This window comes from Streptomyces niveiscabiei (assembly GCF_033794345.1).
Classification (GTDB): Bacteria; Actinomycetota; Actinomycetes; order Streptomycetales; family Streptomycetaceae; genus Streptomyces; species Streptomyces niveiscabiei.
Window position 1 is genome coordinate 25,467 of record NZ_JARAYJ010000017.1, and the last position, 20,065, is coordinate 45,531.

The following is a 20,065-nucleotide window of genomic DNA, read 5'->3' on the forward strand; positions in this document are numbered from 1 at the left end:
CGAGAAGGGGACCGGCCTCAGTGAGGCCGGTCCCCTTCAGCGTCGTACAGAGCCTTCTCAGACCGTCCGGAACGCCAGGACCACGTTGTGCCCGCCGAACCCGAACGAGTCGTTCAGCGCGGCGATACGGCCCTCCACCGGCAGCTTGCGCGCCTCACCCAGCACCACGTCCGCGTTGGCCTCCGCCTCCGGGTCGAGGTTCTCGACGTTGATGGTCGGCGGCGCGAGCCGGTTGTACAGCGCGAGGACGGTCGCGACCGACTCCACACCACCGGCGCCGCCCAGCAGGTGACCGGTCATCGACTTGGTCGCGGACACCGCGAAGTGGTCCGCGTGGTCCCCGAACACCTTGCGCAGCGCCTTGAGTTCGGCGATGTCACCGGCCGGCGTGGAGGTGGCGTGCGCGTTCACGTGAACGATCTCGGCCGGGTCCAGGTCGGTGGAGGACATCAGGTGGTTCAGCGCGGCGGCGATGCCACGCCCCTCCGGCTCCGGCTGCACGATGTCGTGCGCGTCGGCGGAGATGCCCTGCCCGACGGCCTCGGCGTACACACGCGCGCCGCGCGCCGCCGCGTGCTCGGCGGACTCCAGGACGATCACGCCCGCGCCCTCGCCGAGGACGAAGCCGTCGCGCGCCTTGTCGTACGGACGGGACGCGCCCTGCGGGTCGTCGTTGTTCTTGGACATCGCCATCATGTTGCCGAACGCGGCGATCGGCAGCGGGTGGATGGCCGCCTCCGTGCCGCCGGCGACGACGACGTCCGCACGGCCGGTGCGGATCATCTCGATCGCGTAGCCGATCGCCTCCGCGCCCGAGGCGCAGGCGGAGACCGGCGTGTGGACGCCGGCGCGGGCGCCGACGTACAGGCCGACATTGGCCGAGGGGCCGTTCGGCATGAGCATGGGGACGGTGTGCGGGGAGACGCGGCGTACGCCCTTCTCCCTCAGCACGTCGTGCTGGTCGAGCAGCGTCGTCACGCCGCCGATGCCGGAGGCGATGACCGCGCCGAGCCGGTCGGGGTTGATGGACGGGTCCTCGCCGGCGCGGGCGGTGAAGCCGGCGTCGGCCCACGCCTCCTGCGCCGCGATCAGCGCGAACTGCGCCGAGCGGTCCAGCTTGCGGGCCTGCGGGCGGGGGAGCACCTCGGAGGGGTCCACCGCGGCCGGGGCCGCGATCCTGACGGCCTGCTCGGCCGCCCACTCCTGGGTCAGCGCCTTCGCGCCGGACCGGCCGGCGATCAGACCTTCCCAGGTCGAGGCTGCGTCGCCACCCAGCGGTGTGGTTGCGCCGATACCGGTGACGACCACGGTGCGATTGGTCGGGCTCACGGGAATTCTCTCTCCTACGGAATTTCGAGGATGAAACGGCGCCACCGCCGGGTGGCGGGGCAATCACCCCACAGGCTCAGAGCCCAGGGAGGGTCAGCCCTGGTTCTTGAGGATGTAGTCGGTCGCGTCGCCGACGGTCTTGAGGTTCTTGACGTCCTCGTCCGGGATCTTGACGTCGAAGCGCTCTTCGGCGGCGACGACGACCTCGACCATGGACAGGGAGTCGACGTCCAGGTCGTCGGTGAAGGACTTGTCCAGCTGGACGTCCTCAACCGGGATGCCGGCGATCTCGTTCACGATCTCCGCGAGACCTTCGACGATCTCTTCCTGAGTGGCGGCCATGGTGGCGCTCCTTCTTTTTCTTTCCAGAGGGTTGGCTGTGCTGCTTACCGTGGCCAGGCGCAGGATTGCGTGATCCGGCAACGGAGTGCCTAGGGGAGGGTAACGACCGTCGCCGCGTACACGAGACCCGCCCCGAAACCGATGACGAGCGCCGTGTCGCCGCTCTTCGCCTCCCCGGTCGCCAGGAGCCGCTCCATCGCGAGCGGGATCGAGGCGGCCGAGGTGTTGCCGGTGGTGCGTACGTCACGCGCGACCGTGACGTGCTCCGGCAGCTTCAGCGTCTTCACCATCGAGTCGATGATCCGCTCGTTGGCCTGGTGGGGAATGAAGACGTCGAGGTCGCTCGCGGTGATGCCGGCCGCGTCCAGCGCCTGCTGGGCGACCTTCGCCATCTCGAAGACGGCCCAGCGGAAGACCGCCTGGCCCTCCTGCGTGATGGCGGGGAACTTGTCGACGACGCCGTCGCGGTAGTCCGTCCACGGCACCGTCTGCTTGATCGTCTCGGACTTGTCGCCCTCCGAGCCCCACACCGTCGGGCCGATCGCCGGCTCCTTCGAGGGGCCGACGACGACCGCCCCGGCGCCGTCACCGAACAGGAAGGCCGTCGCCCGGTCCTCCAGGTCGGTCAGGTCCGAGAGCCGCTCCACGCCGATGACCAGCACGTACTCCGCGCTGCCCTCGACGATCATGCCCTTGGCGAGGGTGAGGCCGTAGCCGAAGCCCGCGCAGCCCGCCGAGATGTCGAACGCGGCGGCCTTGTCCGTCCCCAGCTTGTCGGCGATCTCCGTCGCGACGGCCGGGGTCTGCTTGAAGTGGGAGACGGTCGAGACGACCACAGCGCCGATCTGCTCGGCCGTGATGCCCGCGTCCGCGATGGCCTTGCCGGACGCCTCGATCGACATGGCGGCGACGGTCTCCTCGTCGTTCGCCCAGTGCCGCGTCTCGATGCCGGAGCGGGAGCGGATCCACTCGTCGGACGAGTCGATCGTCTCCAGAATGACGTCGTTGGGGACGACCCGCGTCGGCCGGTAGCCGCCCACACCGAGGATGCGCGCGTACGGATGACCCTTGCCGGGCTTGATCTTCGCCATCGGGATCTCCTCTCAGGCGCCGTGTTCCGCGATCAGCTCGCGGGCCGCGTCGAGGTCGTCGGGGGTCTTCAGGGCCAGCGTCCTCACCCCGGGCAGGGCGCGCTTCGCGAGGCCGACCAGGGTGCCGCCGGGGGCGGCCTCGACGATCGCGGTGACGCCGAGCTCCTTGAACGTCTCCATGCACAGGTCCCAGCGGACCGGGTTCGCGACCTGGCCGACGAGACGTTCCAGCACCTCGGCGCCGGTCGCGACGGCCTTGCCGTCCTTGTTGGAGACGTACGCGACCGAGGGGTCGGCCGGGGTGAGGGCCTGTGCGGCCTCCTTGAGCGCGGAGACCGCCGGAGCCATGTGGTGGGTGTGGAACGCGCCCGCCACCTTCAGCGCGACGACCTTCCGCACACCCTCCGGCTTGTCCTCGGCCAGCGCCGCGAGCTGCTCGGCCGTACCGGCGGCCACGATCTGGCCCGCGCCGTTGATGTTCGCCGGGGTCAGCCCCAGCTTCTCCAGGTGCGGGAGCGTCACCTCGGGGTCGCCGCCGAGAAGCGCCGCCATACCGGTCTCGGTGACGGCGGCGGCCTCGGCCATCGCCAGCCCGCGCTTGCGTACGAGGGACAGGGCGTCCTCGGGGGGCAGGACACCGGCCCACGCGGCGGCCGTCAGCTCGCCGACACTGTGTCCGGCGACCGCGCCCGGCGTGATGGCACCGAGTGCCGTGCCGGAGACGATCCCGGCCGCGACCAGCAGCGGCTGGGCGACGGAGGTGTCACGGATCTCGTCCGCGTCGGCGTTCGTGCCGTAGTGCACCAGGTCGAGCCCGATGACCTCGGACCAGGCGGCAAGCTGGTCGGAGACACCGGGGAGGTCGAGCCAGGGGGTCAGGAAGCCGGGCGTCTGGGCGCCCTGGCCGGGAGCGACGAGTACGAGCACTCTCACACTCTCTCTTGGGGACGGGCACGGCCGCCCGTGGGGACAGGGACGAAGAACAGCAGGGGGTTTTGTGGAGCCCCGACAAAAGCCTAGGTCTGGGGATCTCCGTCGGCCAGGCGCCCCAGGATCAGCGCGATCCGCAGAGTAAAGGCCGAGCGTACATCGGAGGGTGACCATCCGGTGACGTCAGTCACACGTCGGAGCCGGTAGCGCACGGTGTTCGGATGGACGAAGAGCATCCGGGCGGCGCCTTCGAGACTGCTGGCCTGTTCGAGATATACGGAGAGTGTCTCCAGGAGTGCGGAACCGGCCTCTTCGAGCGGTCTGTAGATCTCCTCCACCAGCTGACCGCGCGCGGTGGGATCGCCCGCGATCGCTCGTTCCGGAAGCAAATCGTCCGCCAGCACCGGCCGGGGCGCGTCCTGCCAGGCCAGACACGCCTTCAGCCCGGCCGCCGCCGCCTGCGCGGAGCGGGTCGCCGTCTGGAGGTCCGGTACGACGGGGCCCGCGACCACCGGGCCCGCCGCGAACGGGCCGATCAGCGACTTGGCGACCGCGAGGGGGTTGTCGCTGCCGCCCGCGATGACGACGAGACGGGTGCCCAACACGCCGGTCAGCACCTGGAGTTTGGCGTGCCGGGAAGCGCGCCGGATCGCCTCCACGGTCAGCTCCGAGTCACCGTCCGGGGCGGTGCCGAGGACGACGCACACGTGCTCCGGGGAGTTCCAGCCCAGCGCGGCGGCCCTGCTCACCGCCCCCTCGTCCGCCTCCCCGCTCAGCACCGCGTTCACCACGAGCGACTCCAGCCGCGCGTCCCAGGCACCCCGTGCCTCGGCGGCCTGCGCGTACACCTGCGCGGTCGCGAACGCGATCTCCCGGGCGTACACCAGCAGGGCCTCCCTGAGCACCCCCTCGTCGCCCGGCGCGGCCACCTCGTCGATCGCCGACTCCATGACCTCGATCGTCGTGCGGACCATCTCGACGGTCTGCCGCAGCGTGATCGCCCGCGTCAGCTCCCTCGGCGCGGTCCCGAAGACGTCCGTCGAGATGGCCTGCGGGGCGTCCGGCTGCCGGAACCACTCCGTGAACGCCGCGATACCCGCCTGCGCGACCAGGCCGATCCAGGAACGGTTCTCCGGGGGCATCGCCCGGTACCACGGCAGGCTCTCGTCCATCCTCGCGATGGCCTGCGCGGCCAGCGATCCGGACGACTTCTCCAGCCGCTTCAACGTGGCGAGATGCGGGTGGGCCGGCGCGACGGGCGGCGGGGGGGTGGATCTGGGTTCGGGCACGGTCCAAGGGTGCCTCATCCGGACGGGGTGGTGCGGCGGGGGGCGGGGGGTCTGTCCGGATGCGGGCGGTACGGGGCCGGGGCGTGGAGGTCGGGGCGGTGTGCGGCGGGGCGGTGGTGGTGGCGGTGGTCGGGCGGTGGGGGTGGTGGCGGCTGGAGGGTGTGGTGGCGGTGGCGGCTGGGGGGGGGCGTGGTGGCGGTGCTCGGTTGGCGGGGTGCGGGCGGCGGGGCGGTGGCGGCTGGAGGGGTGGGTGCCGGTGGCCGTGTGGCGGGGCGGTGGCGGCTGGAGGGGCGGTGGCGGTGGCGGTCGGAGGGTGTGGGGGCGGTGGTCGTGCGGGCGTGAGGCGGGTTCCGGGCCGGGATACCTTGGGGGTGTGATGGACGTGCGGCGCGGGGACGCGCGCTACCGGGGCGGTGATGCCGGGCAGGGCATCGAGACTTTGCACTCTTTTTCCTTCGGCCCGCACTACGACCCCGACAACCTCCGCTTCGGCGCCCTCATCGCCTGCAACGAGGAACGCCTCGCCCCCGGCGCCGGCTTCGACGAGCACCCCCACTCCCACACCGAGATCGTCACCTGGGTCGTCTCCGGCGAACTCACCCACCGCGACTCCGCCGGCCACGAGACGGTCGTCCGGCCCGGCGACGTCCAGCGCCTCTCCTCGGGGGCCGGCGTCCGCCACGTCGAACGCAACGCAGGGGACGTGCCGCTGACCTTCCTCCAGATGTGGCTGGCCCCCCTCGACCCCGGCGGCGAACCCGCGTACGAGATCGTCCGGGGCATCGCCGACTCGACCCCGTACGCGGTTCCCGGCGCGGGGGCGATGCTGCACGTACGCCGCCTGTCCACCGCCGGCGAGCGGATCGCCGTACCGGACGCCGGACTCGGGTACGTCCACGTCGTACGCGGTGAAGTCCGGGTCGGGGCGGTGGAGTTGGCCGCCGGGGACGCCCTGCGGCTCTCCGGCGAGGGGGAGTTGGAACTCGTCGCGCTCGGCGGTGGTGCCGAGGTGCTGATGTGGGAGATGGACGGGCGGCGCTAGCCCTCCGCGTTCTTCCACACCGTCACGTCGACCGTGACGTACCTGCTCGGGTCCGACGCCGGTGAGCTTCCCCGGTACGTGATCAGCGCGATGTGCCCGGCCGAGGAGTGCACGCACAGCCGTGTGCCCGTGGGGACTTGGGGGAGCGGGAGTTCGCGGGTGAAGCGGGTCTCCGTGCGGCAGGTCTGGAGCGTGCCCTGCTGTTTCGCGTCCAGGACGACGACCTTGCGGCCCACGCTGCCGATGAGTTCGTCGTCGTTGCCCTGGAAGAAGTAGAAGTCCGACTCCTCGGTGTTGCGGGTGGAGCCGCCGTTGTTCATCGGCTTCGGCGGGGTGTCGGTGAAGCGGATGAAGTGGTCGAGGGGGATGTCGATGTTCCGGTAGGTCCGGGGAGCCGGCGGCGCGGCGGACGCGGTGGGGCCGGCCGAGACCTTCGGGTCCGGGGTGTTGCCGGCCGAGTCGTCACCGGCATCGGCCATGAGGTTCGAGCCCCAGATGCCCAGGGGGACGAGGACTGCGGCGAGGACCAGGAAGGTCTTGGCGCGGCGGGGGCGGGGGGCGGGCCGGGCCGGTGCGGGGGCTGCCGTCGGCACCGGGTACGGGCCCGTGCTCGGTGCGAACTGCGTCGGGGTGTACGGGTGTTGGGGCGGGTTGTAGGCGGGGTGGACCGGCGGCGGGGGCACCGGCCGGGGCGTCGGCGCCCCGACAGCCCCCGCAACCCCCGGCGTCTCAAGGGGCGTTGGCATCCCCGGCGCCCCGGTGGGCCCCGCAACTCCCGGCGCCCCGATAGGCCCCGCCGCCTCGAAGGCCCTCGCAACCCCTGATGTCTCGGTGGGCGTTGTGGTCCCTTGCGCCCCGGCGGTGCCCGCACCCCCTGGTGTCTCGCCGGGCGTTACGCCCCCCTGCGCCCCAACAGCCCCCGCGTTCCCCGGTGTCCTGTGCGGAATGTCCGCCCCGATCGCCGCCGGCAGCCAGTCCCCCGACTGCCTCAGCGGCGTCGCCGACGCCTTCTGGCACAGGGCGATCACCTCGGCCGGTGTGGGCCGCTGGGCCGGGTCCTTCGTCAAGCAGCGTGCGATGAAGGCGAGTTCGGCGGGCAGCCCGGTCAGGTCGGGCGTCTCGTGCACGATCCGGTACAGCAACGCGTGCGCCGAGCCGTCCCCGTACGCCCCCCTCCCCGTCGCCGCGAACACCCCGATCTGGCCCAGCGAGAAGATGTCCGACGCCGGTGTCACCCGCTTCCCGGCCGCCTGTTCCGGCGACATGAACGCCGGGGTCCCGGGGGAGACCCCCGTACCCGTCAGGGACGTCGCGTCCGACGCCCGGGCGATCCCGAAGTCGATGACGCGCGGCCCGTCCGCCGCGAGCAGCACGTTCGACGGCTTGAGGTCCCGGTGGACGACCTCCGCGCCATGGATCGCGGACAACGCCTCCGCCACCCCGGCGAGCAGCAGCAGAACGGAGGCCACCGGAAGGGGCCCGTGTTTCCCGACCGCCTCGGCCAGCGAGGGCCCCGCGACGTACGCCGTGGCCAGCCAGGGCCGCGCACCGTCCACGTCGTGATCGAGAACCGGCGCGGTGTAGAACCCCTGCACCCGCCGGGCCGCCGCCACCTCCTGCCGGAACCGCCGCCGGAACTCCGCGTTCTCGGCGAGCTCGGGCCGCACGGTCTTGATCGCGACGGAATGCCCCCCGGGCGTATGGGACAGGTACACCGCCCCCATCCCCCCGGCCCCGAGCTTCGCCGTGAGCCGGTACGGCCCCACCATCACCGGATCCCCGGCCTCCAACGCCCCGAAAGCCCCGTCCATCGTTCCCCCGTGATCACGCACTGTGGGGGACGAGGGTAACCGAGGGCCTGGAGAGCTTGACGACTGCCAGGAGTTTCCTGGTGCGTTCGTTCCGTGTAGCGCCGGCGCTACCGGGCTCCCCCCGGTGCTCTTCCATCGTCGCGCCCTCTGCGGGGCGGGAGTTGGGGATGCGTGCGGGGTTAGTTGTCGTTCCGTGCGGAGCGGCGCAGTTCTCGCGGAGTCAGCCCGTACGCCGCGCGGAACGCCCGGCTGAAGTCGGCGGGGCGCAGGAAGCCCCAGCGGGCGGCAACGGCGGCGATGGGGCGCCGGCGGTGTCCGGGGTGGGTGAGGTCGGCGTGGCAGCGTTCCAGCCGGCGTCGGCGGATGGACGCGGACACGGTCTCCCCCTGGTGCCGGAAGAGGGTGTGGAGGGTGCGGACGGAGATGTGGTGGTGGGCCGCGATGGCGGCCGGGTCGAGGTCGGGGTCGCCGAGGTTGTGGTCGATGAAGGCGTTGACGCGGGCCAGCATGGCCTGTTCGCGGGTGTCGGCCGGGAGGGCGTCGTAGGCCCCGAGGTGCTGGGCGAGGCAGGCGGCGGCCAGGTCGAGGGCCGTGGTGCCGAGGCGGCTGAGACCGTGGGGGTCGCAGTCGGGGCCGTAGGTGTCCAAGGAGGTCAGGAAGCGGGCGAGGATCGCGCCCATGCCGGTGTGCGCCGACATCGGCCGGGCGAGGAGCCGGTGGACCTTGTCCGGGGGTAACGGCAGCGCGGAGCGCGGCAGTTGCGCGATGACGACCTTGGTGTGGCGGCCCTGGTCGGGTACCGCGCCCTCGAACGGGTGCGAGAGGTCGAAGAGCACCAGGTCCCCGCAGACCAGCCCGGAGTCCTGGCGCCGCTGGCTGACCCACAGCGGGGCGCCGGAGACGAACGTCAGCTGGTACGTGTCCGGGTCGGCCCGCCGGACGTCCGCCCAGGTGCGTTCGAGGTACGCGGGCGGGCTGGTGAACGTGCCGATCCGGACGGCGTCGAGGTCCAGCATCGACGCCGATGCGGGGAAGCCCGCCGAGGTCAGGCTGGTGAGGGTGAGCGGCGCCAGTTCACGGGAGACCAACTCGCCCCAGAAAGGCAGCTGTTCGTGTGCGGGAAGGTCCACGTTCGAGATGTTCAGCCACATTCGGCACCTCGGATCCGCCGCCCTGCGCGTCGAGTACCGAGTCTGCCGCTCGGGCGCTGTCAGCGCACCTCCGCCAGCACGCCGTCCGTGAACGCCGGCCACACCTCGATCGCCCACGGCCCGAAGGCGCGGTCCGTCAGGGCCACGCACGCGAGCCCGGCGTCGGGGTCGATCCACAGGAACGTACCGGACTGGCCGAAGTGCCCGAACGTCCTCGGGGACGACGAACTGCCCGTCCAGTGCGGTGACTTGGCCGCGCGGATCTCGAAGCCGAGGCCCCAGTCGTTGGGGTTCTGGTGGCCGTAGCCCGGCAACACGCCCTTCGTGCCGGGGTAGTGGACGGTCATCGCCTCCACCACCGTACGGGGGTCCAGGAGTCGGGGTGACTGGACTTCGGCGGCGAACCGCACGAGGTCCGCGACCGTCGAGGTGCCGTCCTTCGCGGGGGAGCCCTCCAGGGACGTGTCCGTCATCCCCAGCGGCTCCAGCACCGCCTGGCGGAGGTACTCCGGGAACGGGATGTCCGTGGACTTCGCGATGTGGTCGCCGAGTTGCTCGAAACCGGCGTTGGAGTACAGGCGCCGGTCGCCGGGCGGGGCCATGACCCGGTGTTCGTCGAAGGCGAGGCCGGAGGTGTGGGCGAGGAGGTGGCGGACGGTGGCGCCGGGGGGACCCGCGGGTTCGTCGAGGTCGATCGCGCCCTCCTCGTACGCGACCAGCGCCGCGTACGCCGTGAGCGGTTTCGTGACCGAGGCGAGGGGGAAGCGGTGGGCGGTCGGGCCGTGCGTACCGAGGACCGTGCCGTCGGCGCGCACCACGGCCGCCGCAGCGGTGGGGACCGGCCAGTTCTCGATCCGGGCGAGGCTGCTCAGGGACATGCCGCGAGCCTACCTTCGCCATTCTTGCCTTCTACGCTTGCTTCGAGCCCACTCCAAGGTCATAGCTTGGGGGTATGACGGTGATGCAGACCTCGCCCCTGACCCTCGAAACCCCGCAAACCCCCGCCGACGTCTGCTCAGCGCCCCCGCCGCCCCACCCCCGCCCCGACGGCCAGGACAGCTACACGATCAGCGAGGTCGTCGCGCTCAGCGGCCTCACCGCGCACACGCTGCGCTGGTACGAGCGGATCGGCCTCCTCGACCACGTCGACCGCTCGCACACCGGCCAGCGCCGCTACTGCAACCGCGACCTGGACTGGCTGGACTTCGTGGGCAAGCTGCGCCTGACGGGGATGCCGGTCGCGGACATGGTGCGGTACGCGGAGCTGGCGCGGGAGGGCGAGAGCACGTTCGGGGAGCGGCGCGAACTGCTGGAGTCGACGCGCCGGGACGTCCAGGCGAGGATCGCGGAACTGAACGGCACGCTGGCGGTACTGAACAAGAAGATCCAGTACTACTCGGCGTGAGAGGCGCTCACAGCTCCGCCAGCAGTTCCGCCTTCTTCACCGAGAACTCCTCGTCCGTCACCAGCCCCGCCCGATGCAACTCCCCCAGGTGCCGGATGCGTTCGGCGACGTCCGCCGGGTCCCGCCTGGCCGGCGCCGCCATCACGGACGCCGGCCCCTTCTGGCCCCGTACGGCCGCCAGGACGGCCGCGGCGAACGGCAGCGACTCGTGGACCGGCCCGTACCCGAGCCCGAAGACGACCGCCGCCGGGTCCTGGTCGGGCTGCACGGCCGACGGCTCGCCCCGCAGCAGCCGCAGATGCCCCTCGAAGACCTCGGGCGAGCGCCACTCGACGCCGGTGAGGTCGGAGATCGCGAAGGACTGGTCGCCGGCCTTCCACTTCGCGGAGGACGCGCCGGTCCAGAACCAGCGGAAGCGGATGGTACGGCCGTCGAAGGACGCCTTGGCGTCGTACGCCTTGAAGGAGAGCGGCACCTCGGGCGCGTCCACGAGGAACCGTTCCGCCGGACCCGAGTGCGTCAGCAGCCCCCGTACCTCCTCGGCGTAGTACTCCGCGAGGGCGTCCCGCTCGGCGGGCAGGACGAGCCGGTAGGGGTGGGAGCCCTCCTTGAGCTGGTCCTCGGCCGCCGCGAGCAGCGGATCGGCGCCTTCGCGCAGGTCGAGCCCGAGGACGACGGTCCCGCGCCTGCCCGGGGACAGGGACACGCCCTCGACCGCCGCGAGCGGGATACGCCGTTCGCCGAGCGCCGAGAACAGCTTCGGCGCCCGCATCCCCCGTTCGTAGCGGATGAGCACGGAGTCGGACTCGAACTCCCAGGCGGCATGCGAACCGGCCAGTACATCACCCATGCGGCTCATCGTATGCGGGACCCGCATCTTCGTCCCCTCCCTGCGCACACCGCAGTTCCTGCTGTTTCTACGCGCGTCCGGCCGTGGTAGTGGCGGACAAACCCGCCCGGCAGGCCGTGTCATCGTCGGCGCACACCACCGATCGGTACGCGCCAGTCCCGATCTCGGCGAAGTTGCGCAGCGAGTCCGTGCCGGGCTCGAAGTACCCGGCGTGCCCGCGCGCCTTCTTCGCGGCCAGCCGCCGCGCCCCGAACCCCGCCGAGACGGGGTCCTCGCCGTGCCCGAGCCCGCCGAGCTCCAGGTACGGCACGTCCTGGATCCAGTCGTCGGCGTCCCGCATCGCCCACACGCGCGCGGAGGTGTGCAGGTGGGACGCCTTCTCGACGCGCATCCCCGGGCTCCCGGCGACGGCTATGTCGGCGACCCGAGCGGGCAGCGCGTGCGCCGCGACGCCGCAGACGACGGAGCCGTAGCTGTGGCAGAACAGCGAGACCGGCGCCTTCCCGGGCAGCGCGCGCACCAGCGCGTTCAGGCGTACGGCGCCGTCCTCGGCGCGCCGCGCGGTCGCCGACTCGATGCCGAGCCCGGCGGGGGCGGTGTAGTCGGCCCACGCGATGACGGCCGTGGCGGTACGGGGACTGGCGGCGCGCTCCGCCGCGTACAGGGCCTGCGCCATGCCGACGGGGGCCCGGTACTTGCTGACCGTCCGCTCGAAGGTCAGCAGGTCGGTGTCCACGCCGGGGACGACGACGGAGACCCGCGCGGCGCTCGTCAGGTCGCCGAACACCTCGGCGGCCCGGCCACCGCCCTCGGGGTCGAAGGCGAGGATCTGCCGCCCGCCGCCGGCCATCGCCTCGAAGCGGTGCATACGGCGGCCCGCCTCGCGCTGGCCGTCGGAGGTGAGCCGGGGGTCGCGCATACGGGTGCGCTCGACGGCGGCGGCCTGGCCGAGCGCGATGCGGTTGGCGCGATAGCGCAGCTCGACCGGGGCGCCGTTCATGTTGCCGACGGCCAGCGGGTAGGTGTGCGCGAGGGCGCCCTGCTCGGGAGCGGTGAGCGCGGCGAAGAAGCGGGCCAGTCGCGTGGGCGCCTGGTCGGGGTCCGGGAGGCTGCGGCCGTCGAGGAAGCCGTGCCGCCAGGCGGCGACGGAGGCTTCGAGGGCGCTGTCGGAACGCTGGGGGCGCAGAGCGGTCCAGCCGGTCGTCGACAGCATCACGAAGACCACGGCCAGCGCGAGCAGTGCGCGCCAGACGCCGATCTGGGGAGAGGGGTCGAAGGAAGTCACTGAGGGGACACACTAGGAGAACGAAAGGGTCTCGGGGGTCCTGAGTGACAGGGATCACGTTTTGGTGACTGGCTGTGTGGGAAACGGTTCGGACAGCCAACTCGGGCCCGCCGTCAGCCCTTTCGCCAGGCGCCGATCAGCTCGGGTCCCACCTGATCGAGGTACAGCGCGGTCCGCTCCCGCATCGCCGCCAGGTCCCCGCCCGCCTCCCCGGCCCAGCCGCGCTCCGCGACCCGGATCACGCCGCTGAACAGCGCGACGACCAGACGCGGCCGGGGATCGGTGGCGAGGTCCGTCCCCTCGCGCCGCGCGATGATCCCCGCGATGTGCTCCTCCAGCTCCGCCGAACGCCGCAGATGCGAGGCGAGCAGGGCGGGCGTCTCCTCGATCGTGCGGTAGCCGTGCGTGTACAGCTCCATCGGTACGACGCGCTCGATCGCCTCGTCCATCGTGTCGAGGCTCTCCTTGAGGGCCTCGCGCATCGCCTCGAAGGGGTGCTCGCGCGCCGGGCGCTCCAGCAGGCACTCCACGAAGTGGTCCTCGGCGAGGCTCGGGACGAACAGGGCGACGTCCTCCTTGCTCGCGAAGTAGCGGAAGAAGGTGCGCTGCGAGACCTCGACGGCGGCCACGATCTCGTCGACGGTCGTGCGTTCGAAGCCCTGGGTCGTGAAGAGCGTGAGCGCGGCTCTGACCAGGGCGTCTCTGGTGTGTTGCTTCTTGCGTTCGCGCAGGGTTCTCATGCGTGTCAGTCACCAGCTTGTGAATTGGTTCGTCAATTGTCAGTGGCTGTCACTAGCGTAGAAGGCATGACTAGTCAGACCACCCTTGAAGCGGCGGGCCACGGGGACGGGGCGCCTTCGGCCCCCGCGGGCTCGCCGCCCGGCGCGGGGCTGCGCGGCCACCCCTGGTTCACGCTGATCACCGTCGCGGTCGGGGTCATGATGGTCGCCCTCGACGGCACCATCGTGGCCATCGCCAACCCCGCCATCCAAAAAGACCTCGGCGCGACGTTCGCGCAGGTCCAGTGGATCACGAACGGCTACTTCCTCGCCCTCGCGGTGTCCCTCATCACCGCGGGCAAGCTCGGCGACCGCTTCGGCCATCGCCAGACCTTCCTGATAGGCGTGGCCGGTTTCGCCCTCGCCTCCGGCGCGATCGGCCTCTCCTCCAGCGTCTCCGCCGTCGTCGTCTTCCGTGTCCTGCAAGGGCTGTTCGGGGCGCTGCTGATGCCGGCCGCGCTCGGGCTGCTGCGGGCCACCTTCCCCGCCGAGAAGCTGAACATGGCCATCGGCATCTGGGGCATGGTCATCGGGGCGTCCACCGCGGGCGGGCCGATCCTCGGCGGGGTGCTCGTCGAGCACGTCAGCTGGCAGTCGGTGTTCTTCATCAACGTGCCCGTCGGGGTCATCGCCCTCGCCCTCGGCGTGACGATCCTCCTCGACCACCGCGCCGAGAACGCGCCCCGCTCCTTCGACCTCCCCGGCATCGCGCTGCTCTCCGGCGCCATGTTCTGCCTGGTCTGGGCCCTCATCAAGGCGCCCGAGTGGGGCTGGGGCGGCGGGCTGACCTGGGTGTTCCTCGCGCTGGCCGCCGTCGGGTTCGGGGTCTTCGCGTTCTGGGAGACCAAGGTCGAGGAGCCGCTGATCCCGCTCGGCCTCTTCCGCTCCGTACCGCTCTCCGCCGGCGTGGTCCTCATGGTCCTCATGGCCATCGCGTTCATGGGCGGCCTGTTCTTCGTGACGTTCTACCTCCAGAACGTCCACGGCCTCAGCCCCATCGACGCCGGGCTCCACCTCCTCCCGCTCACCGGGATGATGATCTTCGGTTCCCCCCTCGCGGGCGTGATGATCACGAAGTTCGGCCCCCGCGTGCCCCTCGCGGGCGGCATGGCCTGCACCGCCATCGCCATGTACGGCGTCTCCACCCTCGACACCGACACCGGCAGCCTCGCCATGTCCATCTGGTTCGCCCTCCTCGGCCTCGGCCTCGCGCCCGTCATGGTCGGCGCGACCGAGGTCATCGTCGGCAACGCGCCCATGGAACTCTCCGGCGTCGCCGGCGGCCTCCAGCAGGCCGCCATGCAGATCGGCGGCAGCCTCGGTACGGCCGTCCTCGGCGCGGTCATGGCGTCCAAGGTCGACAGCGCACTGCCGGGCAACTGGAAGGAGGCGGGGCTCCCCGAGATGACCCCGGCCCAGCTGGACCAGGCGGCCGAGGCGGTGCAGGTGGGGGCGGCTCCGGTGGCTCCCGGCACACCTGACGCGGTCGCTGCGAAGATCACCGACGTCGCCCACGACACGTTCATCTCCGGGATGAGCCTCGCGTCGCTGGTCGCCGCCGGGGTGGCTGTGTTCGCTGTGCTGGTCGCGTTGCTGACGAAGCGGGGGGCCAACGCGGACGCCGCCGGGGGTGGGGTCCACATCTGACATTCACCTGACGCTCCGTCAACTCCCTGCCTGTCAACGAAACTGACGCAACGTCAAGGAAGTTCCCCAATCAGGGTGACTTTGCTAAAGGTTCCTCGCGCACGGTTCGCGGCGCGCGTCACAGTGGGTCAGGCCCAGGGCTGTGGCGCGCTGCCGGAGGGGGATAGCGCGCTGTGGCCCTGGGCGGGGGTCACCGAGCGAGCACGAGGTCCCGGTAGGGGAGGTCGACGACGGGGAGGTCCGTCACACCGATCTGCTCCTCGACATCCTTGAGGGTGGCCGCAGCGGCTTCCTGGTCCGGGCTCATGACCTCGGTCTCGACGTAGTCCCCGACCCCGGCGAGGAGGTCGATGCTGACAGACGCGTCCGGATACAGGGGGTGCCGGTAGGTCGTACGGTGCTTCTCCACGCGCACCAGCAGCCGCATCCCGATGCTCTCCAGAAGGAGGTCAGCCTGATCCGCCTGCGCACCGCCGACCTCGACGTTCGTCTCCCGCTTCGCGATCACGCCGTCGCCGCTGGTCTCCGTGCCGGACGCCGGCTTGTAGGTGATCTCCGCGAAGTCCCCGCGCCGCCTGACGCGCAGGCACTCGACCGTCTCCATGTAGTCGACGTCGGGCCGGCTGTAGTAGGTGTCGACCTCGGTCACCGGGGCGTCCGCCGTCCAGCCGGACTCCGCCAGCGCTTCCACGATGCCGGTGCGGCCGTCCGCCGGGAGCTGCCGCTTGCGTTCGACTTCGATCTGTCCGTGCACTGTGCTCATCCTTCTGCGCTGATGGCCGAGTAGACGCGGGCCAGACTGCCCTTGGCACACCACTGCTGGAGGCAGCGCATGCCGCGGGCGACCTGGTCCCGGTCGTCGATGGGAATGTTGGTGAAGAGCACCAACTGCTTGGCGTCCCTGAGGGGGTTGGGCAGGGCACGCCTCAAGTACCGGTTGTAGTAGGCGCGTTCGCAACGCAGTACATCCTCCGCCGTCACGGGCAGGAGGACGGTACGGCGGTCCTGGGCGGCCTCGGTGGAGTGGACGGCGACAGCGGTGAGCAGCGCGTCCAGCGTCAGGTACGCGTACGTCTCGCGGCCCTCGCGGGTCACCCAGTTCCGCCACACCTGCGCGCACTCCCCGTCGTCCTGCTCGGCGCGCGCCAGGAACGCGGTCAGGGCGATGTCGGTGCACTCGTCGAAGATGTCGCCGTCCACCGTGAAGTGATCCGTGTACCTCTCGCTCAGGGCGAGCAGCATGCTCTTCTGCGCCTCCGGTAACCAGTCGGAGTCGGTCAGCGCGTAGTGGACCCGCTTGTGTCCGTGCCGGGCGTCCATCCAGTCCTCCGCCAACGGCCCCTCCAGATACGGCCGGACACCGAGCACCCCCGAACGCCAGACGTGGTCCCGCAGCGTGACGTAATGCCGCTGCACCTCCCGGAAGAGCCCGACGGGCGCGGCGACGACGGCGCTGGTCCCCTCGTCCAGTTCCCCGATCGGGACGATCCGCGAGTTCTGGCGTACGACGATCAGGTCCGAGGCGCTGTGGTACGGGTGCGTGCCGTGCTCCAGGTACTGCGGGACGAACATCCGCAGGAACCGCAGCCACGCCCGCGAGGTGTACGTCTGGAACGCCCGGTCGTGCAGGGAGGCGCCCCTGACCGCGTACACGTCGCGGTAGGCGAACATGCCGCCGGGCGTCAGGACGGTCGGCAGCGTACGGATCATGTCGTGCAGGCCGGGGTAGCCACCGGCGTACGAATAGACCTCGTGCAGCAGGGCAGACGCGCTGATGACGTCGGCCGGTTCGGGCAGGAGCGTCCCGATGTCCTGGGCGAACCCGGCGATCAGCCGGCAGGAACCGACGCGGTCGACGGCGGCCATCGCCTCCGTGAGAGAGGACGACGTCACGCCGGGCACCTCGACGAGGGTGAGCCGTACGCCGTAGACCTGCGGCCTGCCCTCCGCGAGTCGGGAGGCCAGGCAGGCGACAGCCGATCCGCCGCCCGGCCCGACCTCGACGACATGCGGACCGGTCCGCCTCGTCCGCTCCAGGGCCTGGAGCGCGAGGAACGCCTTCTCCTCTCCGTGCGCGTTCGCGGCCACGTCGAGGTACCCCGACGCTGTCTTGAGCGTCGTGTGGAACGCGGTACCAGACACATGCCCTCCTGGGGCGTGCTCGGGTCTCATGCGGAGACTTGTACGGTTCGAGCCTCGGTCTCCAACCGGTCGAGACCGATCGGCTCGACCTCGTGGAGGGCGACCACCTCGCGGGAGGCGAGAAGCCAGTGCAGACGGGGTTCGTCCTCGTACGGCACCGGGATCAGTTCCCTCGGCGGGCTCAACGGGGCGAGGGTGTCGGGGTGGTGGAGGGTTCCGGCGATGCCCCACGGGGAGGCGTGGCCGACGAGGGCGGCGGTCCAGCCCCGGCGGAGGTGGGGGCAGGCGCGTACGGACTGGAGGGCGCAGGTTTCGTGTACGGGAGGTGCGATGGTCGTCTGTCCCTCCCGGAGGGGACGGCCGTCGGCCTCGCGAACCAGGAAGAGGTGCCGTTCATCGGCGCGGCTTCCGACGGTCGGGGTTCCGCACACCTGGCACAACAGGTGCGCCATCGCCTGGCGTTGACGCAGCGGGTGCAGGGACGCGAAGTCCGGTACGCCGGTCCCTGGGGTCACCGCGATCCGCACCCACAGCACACCGTCACGGCGGTCGGAGCGGTCCTCATCCGCGTAGCCGATCCGTTCCTCGCCGTGGCGGTTGTACTGCCGGACGAGTCGGACGGGGAGGCCCTGTTCGCTGCTCCAGGGCGTGATCCAGGGGACGCGGAGGCCGTTCCAGACATGTACGGCGGACGTCACGACATACCTCTGGCACCGGCGATGCCCCACGCCAGCGCCACCAGCAGCGTCAGCAGGACGGTCAGGTAAGCGACGGTCAGCAGGCGCCTGTTCACGCTCGCGCCTCCCGGGTGAGTACGTCGTACTGCTCACCCAGGGCCACGACGCACCGCGCCAGCTCCCTCACTCGCGCCACTTCACCCACCAGCCCCGGCTGGACGGCGACGCCGAGGCAGCGGCGGGCCTCAGCGACGGCGGACAGGGCGGCGGTGCTGCCGCGCGCGGCCCGCTCCACCTGGGGATCAACTCGGCGATACAGGCGGCGAAGTCCCGGCCGAACGCGGCGACCGTCTGATGCCGGGGCAGCTCGGTCTGCTCCAGGAACCAACCCGCCTCGGCACGCACCGCATGGACCGTCGGAGCCTGGACAACCCCGGTGACCGTCGGCCGGTGACGCGGGCACGCGCACGCCGGGAACTTCAGGGGCAGCGGCTCGGGCGGGGCGTCCGGCTCGACGGACACGCTGCGGATGCCGAGATCGCGGGTGACACGGCCGTACCGGTCGACGGTGAACACGTGCACCGTCATGCGGGGTTTCGGCGGAAGGCCGTCGGCCCGGGGCGGGGTTGTCCGGTTCAACTGCTGACGCTCCTTTACAGCGTTGGCCACGCCCCGGGGCCCTGCCAGGTCGCCGGGGTCTGCGTTGCCGATGAGTCGAGGATCGTCGCCGTGGGTGGATCTCAGGTATGACCAGCGGGGGTTACCGAGGCGGTAATACACTCGTTGCCGGTTCAGAACGGCATGACGAAGCGCCTAAGCTCATCGCGGAAGTTGGCCTCATGGACACCACTACTCCCGGCCCTCTCGCTCCCGAGATCCTCGAACGAGACGACTTGAAGCGAGCCCTGGAGGAGCACGACTTCGCTGCGGTCTTCTCGCTCGTCAAGAAGTGGGGCGGCTTGTCCCAGAACCGCATCGCGGCAGCCTGCGGGCTTACCCCGGGGAAGGTTTCCACGATCATCAGTGGGCAGCAGCAGGTCACCAGCTTCGACGTGATCTGCCGGATCGCTGACGGGTTGCGAATTCCCGGGCGCATGGTCGGACTTGCCGACCGTCCTTGGGAGAAGCAGCCCGATATGCCAGCTTCTCCGGCACCCCCGACTGCACAGTCACCCGACGGCGTTTTATGGCTCCCTGAAGCAACCGTGCATCTGGCTTCCGACATGACCAGGAGTGATCTCGTCATGGACCGCCGTGCCGCCATAGGCGCTCTGACCGGCACCACCTTGTCCGGGGCTTCCCTTCTCGACTCGCTGGAGGGCTGGCTGAGCCCGCAACCCGCGTCGGCGACTGCCGCCGGGCGTCACCGAGGCCGTGTCGGACGAGGTGAGGTGAGTGAACTCGCGGCAACGGCACGGGCATTCAGAGCCTGGGACCACCGGTTTGGCGGTGGCCTGCGCCGTAAAGCCGTCATCGGCCAGCTCAACGAGGTGGCCGGACATCTGGAGGAGCACCAGGCGCCGGACATCGAGCGAAGTCTTTTCCAGGTCATGGCACACCTGGGTGGCACCGCCGCGACCATGACGTGGGACTCCGGCCTCCAGAAACTTGCCCAGGACTATTACCTGTTGGCGCTGCGCGCGGCCCATGCGGCGGGTGACACCGCGTTCGGCGCGAACGTCCTGGCGGGCATGGCCCGGCAGATGTTGTGCCGGGACCGTCCGCAAGACGCCCTGGAGCTTGTGCACTTTGCGCAGAAAGGCGCGAGCAAGGCGGCAGGCCCGCGTGTGCGCGCCATGCTTCATACACGCGAGGCATGGGCGTACGCGGCGCTGGGCCGTGTGTCGGCGTTCCGGCGGGCGACAGGAGAGGCCGCCGAGGCGCTTGCCGACGCGGACTCGGACGAAGAGCCGTACTGGATCGCGTACTTCGACGAAGCCGAACTGTCCGGTGTCACCGGTGGCCGTCTGTTGGACATGGCACGCGACGATCCCCGGCAGCATGCGGAAACCGCCGCTGAACACATCCGTGGCGCGCTGGCGAACCGTGGACCCGGCGCGGGACGCAGCCATGCCCTCGACCTCATCGGACTGGCGGAGTGCCACTTCCTGATGGGCGATGTGGCAGTGGCGGTCGAGCACACTCATCGGGCTGTCGATGCCGCTCATCGGACCCGGTCGGACCGTGTACGCGACCATCTCGGCAAGCTGTACCCGTACACGGTGGGCCGTTCGGCATCGCACGCGGTGGGCGAGGCGCGGGCGAGAATCCGTGAAGTTCTGGCGAGTTGAGGGA

At 71.0% G+C, this 20,065-nt stretch carries 19 protein-coding genes; 4 read left to right on the forward strand and 15 right to left on the reverse strand.

The features are described from left to right. Nucleotides 1–57: 57 nt before the first annotated feature. The 5 genes from PV682_RS23225 to PV682_RS23245 all read right to left on the reverse strand — a co-directional run bounded on the left by PV682_RS23225 (nucleotide 58) and on the right by PV682_RS23245 (nucleotide 4,981). Nucleotides 58–1,329, reverse strand: a complete 1,272-nt coding sequence (locus PV682_RS23225; protein ID WP_319732863.1) for a beta-ketoacyl-[acyl-carrier-protein] synthase family protein — start codon at nucleotides 1,327–1,329, stop codon at nucleotides 58–60. 93 nt (nucleotides 1,330–1,422) lie between these two features. After that, entirely contained in the window at nucleotides 1,423–1,671 is a 249-nt protein-coding gene (locus PV682_RS23230) for an acyl carrier protein (protein ID WP_010354715.1), read from the reverse strand. Nucleotides 1,672–1,760: 89 nt separating this feature from the next. Continuing rightward, nucleotides 1,761–2,762 carry a ketoacyl-ACP synthase III gene (locus PV682_RS23235; protein ID WP_319732866.1) on the reverse strand — a complete coding sequence of 334 codons (1,002 nt, stop codon included), beginning with the start codon at nucleotides 2,760–2,762 and terminating at the stop codon, nucleotides 1,761–1,763. Between the two features lie 12 nt (nucleotides 2,763–2,774). After that, a complete protein-coding gene (locus PV682_RS23240; protein WP_319732868.1) occupies nucleotides 2,775–3,689 on the reverse strand; it encodes an ACP S-malonyltransferase in 915 nt (304 codons plus the stop codon). An 89-nt stretch (nucleotides 3,690–3,778) separates the two neighbouring features. Next, a complete protein-coding gene (locus PV682_RS23245; protein WP_319732870.1) occupies nucleotides 3,779–4,981 on the reverse strand; it encodes a PucR family transcriptional regulator in 1,203 nt (400 codons plus the stop codon). 376 nt (nucleotides 4,982–5,357) lie between these two features. Between PV682_RS23245 and PV682_RS23250 the strand changes: the two genes are divergently transcribed. Further along, nucleotides 5,358–6,023 (forward strand): pirin family protein, encoded by a 666-nt coding sequence (locus PV682_RS23250; RefSeq protein WP_319733113.1) that lies wholly within the window; start codon nucleotides 5,358–5,360, stop codon nucleotides 6,021–6,023. Here PV682_RS23250 and PV682_RS23255 read toward each other — a convergent pair. The 3 genes from PV682_RS23255 to PV682_RS23265 form a co-directional block, all read right to left on the reverse strand. After that, on the reverse strand, nucleotides 6,020–7,834 hold the full coding sequence (locus PV682_RS23255) for a serine/threonine-protein kinase (RefSeq protein WP_319732872.1): 1,815 nt from the start codon (nucleotides 7,832–7,834) through the stop codon (nucleotides 6,020–6,022). The two genes, PV682_RS23250 and PV682_RS23255, sit on opposite strands and share 4 nt — an antisense overlap. A gap of 179 nt (nucleotides 7,835–8,013) precedes the next feature. Beyond that, entirely contained in the window at nucleotides 8,014–8,964 is a 951-nt protein-coding gene (locus PV682_RS23260) for an AraC-like ligand-binding domain-containing protein (protein WP_319732874.1), read from the reverse strand. Nucleotides 8,965–9,044: 80 nt separating this feature from the next. Beyond that, a complete protein-coding gene (locus PV682_RS23265; protein WP_319732876.1) occupies nucleotides 9,045–9,863 on the reverse strand; it encodes a serine hydrolase domain-containing protein in 819 nt (272 codons plus the stop codon). A 74-nt stretch (nucleotides 9,864–9,937) separates the two neighbouring features. Here PV682_RS23265 and PV682_RS23270 point away from each other — a divergent pair, with 74 nt between their 5' ends. Beyond that, nucleotides 9,938–10,390 (forward strand): MerR family transcriptional regulator, encoded by a 453-nt coding sequence (locus tag PV682_RS23270; RefSeq protein WP_319732878.1) that lies wholly within the window; start codon nucleotides 9,938–9,940, stop codon nucleotides 10,388–10,390. Between the two features lie 7 nt (nucleotides 10,391–10,397). On the opposite strand, the gene PV682_RS23275 is transcribed toward PV682_RS23270, so the two are convergent. From PV682_RS23275 to PV682_RS23285, 3 genes are all read right to left on the reverse strand, one after another. After that, nucleotides 10,398–11,249: a DUF4429 domain-containing protein gene (locus PV682_RS23275; RefSeq protein WP_319733115.1), complete on the reverse strand. Its 852-nt coding sequence runs from the start codon at nucleotides 11,247–11,249 to the stop codon at nucleotides 10,398–10,400. A gap of 58 nt (nucleotides 11,250–11,307) precedes the next feature. After that, a complete protein-coding gene (locus tag PV682_RS23280) occupies nucleotides 11,308–12,525 on the reverse strand; it encodes an alpha/beta hydrolase (protein WP_319732880.1) in 1,218 nt (405 codons plus the stop codon). A gap of 113 nt (nucleotides 12,526–12,638) precedes the next feature. Continuing rightward, entirely contained in the window at nucleotides 12,639–13,265 is a 627-nt protein-coding gene (locus tag PV682_RS23285) for a TetR family transcriptional regulator (protein WP_319732882.1), read from the reverse strand. 66 nt (nucleotides 13,266–13,331) lie between these two features. Between PV682_RS23285 and PV682_RS23290 the strand changes: the two genes are divergently transcribed. After that, nucleotides 13,332–14,951 (forward strand): MFS transporter, encoded by a 1,620-nt coding sequence (locus tag PV682_RS23290; RefSeq protein ID WP_319732884.1) that lies wholly within the window; start codon nucleotides 13,332–13,334, stop codon nucleotides 14,949–14,951. Between the two features lie 190 nt (nucleotides 14,952–15,141). Here PV682_RS23290 and cyaB read toward each other — a convergent pair whose 3' ends face one another. The 4 genes from cyaB to PV682_RS23310 form a co-directional block, all read right to left on the reverse strand. Beyond that, nucleotides 15,142–15,714: a class IV adenylate cyclase gene (gene cyaB / locus PV682_RS23295; protein WP_319732886.1), complete on the reverse strand. Its 573-nt coding sequence runs from the start codon at nucleotides 15,712–15,714 to the stop codon at nucleotides 15,142–15,144. Further along, on the reverse strand, nucleotides 15,711–17,093 hold the full coding sequence (locus PV682_RS23300; RefSeq protein ID WP_319732888.1) for a class I SAM-dependent methyltransferase: 1,383 nt from the start codon (nucleotides 17,091–17,093) through the stop codon (nucleotides 15,711–15,713). Before PV682_RS23300 ends, cyaB begins: the two co-directional genes overlap by 4 nt. A gap of 26 nt (nucleotides 17,094–17,119) precedes the next feature. Then, nucleotides 17,120–17,791: a hypothetical protein gene (locus PV682_RS23305; protein WP_319732890.1), complete on the reverse strand. Its 672-nt coding sequence runs from the start codon at nucleotides 17,789–17,791 to the stop codon at nucleotides 17,120–17,122. Between the two features lie 162 nt (nucleotides 17,792–17,953). Further along, nucleotides 17,954–18,409, reverse strand: coding sequence for a hypothetical protein (locus tag PV682_RS23310; RefSeq protein ID WP_319732892.1), 456 nt, complete (start codon nucleotides 18,407–18,409; stop codon nucleotides 17,954–17,956). A gap of 200 nt (nucleotides 18,410–18,609) precedes the next feature. On the opposite strand from PV682_RS23310, the gene PV682_RS23315 reads away from it, so the two are divergent. Further along, the gene (locus tag PV682_RS23315; RefSeq protein WP_319732894.1) at nucleotides 18,610–20,061 is read left to right on the forward strand and encodes a helix-turn-helix domain-containing protein; all 1,452 of its coding nucleotides are present in this window, start codon (nucleotides 18,610–18,612) and stop codon (nucleotides 20,059–20,061) included. The last annotated feature ends 4 nt before the right edge of the window (nucleotides 20,062–20,065 follow it).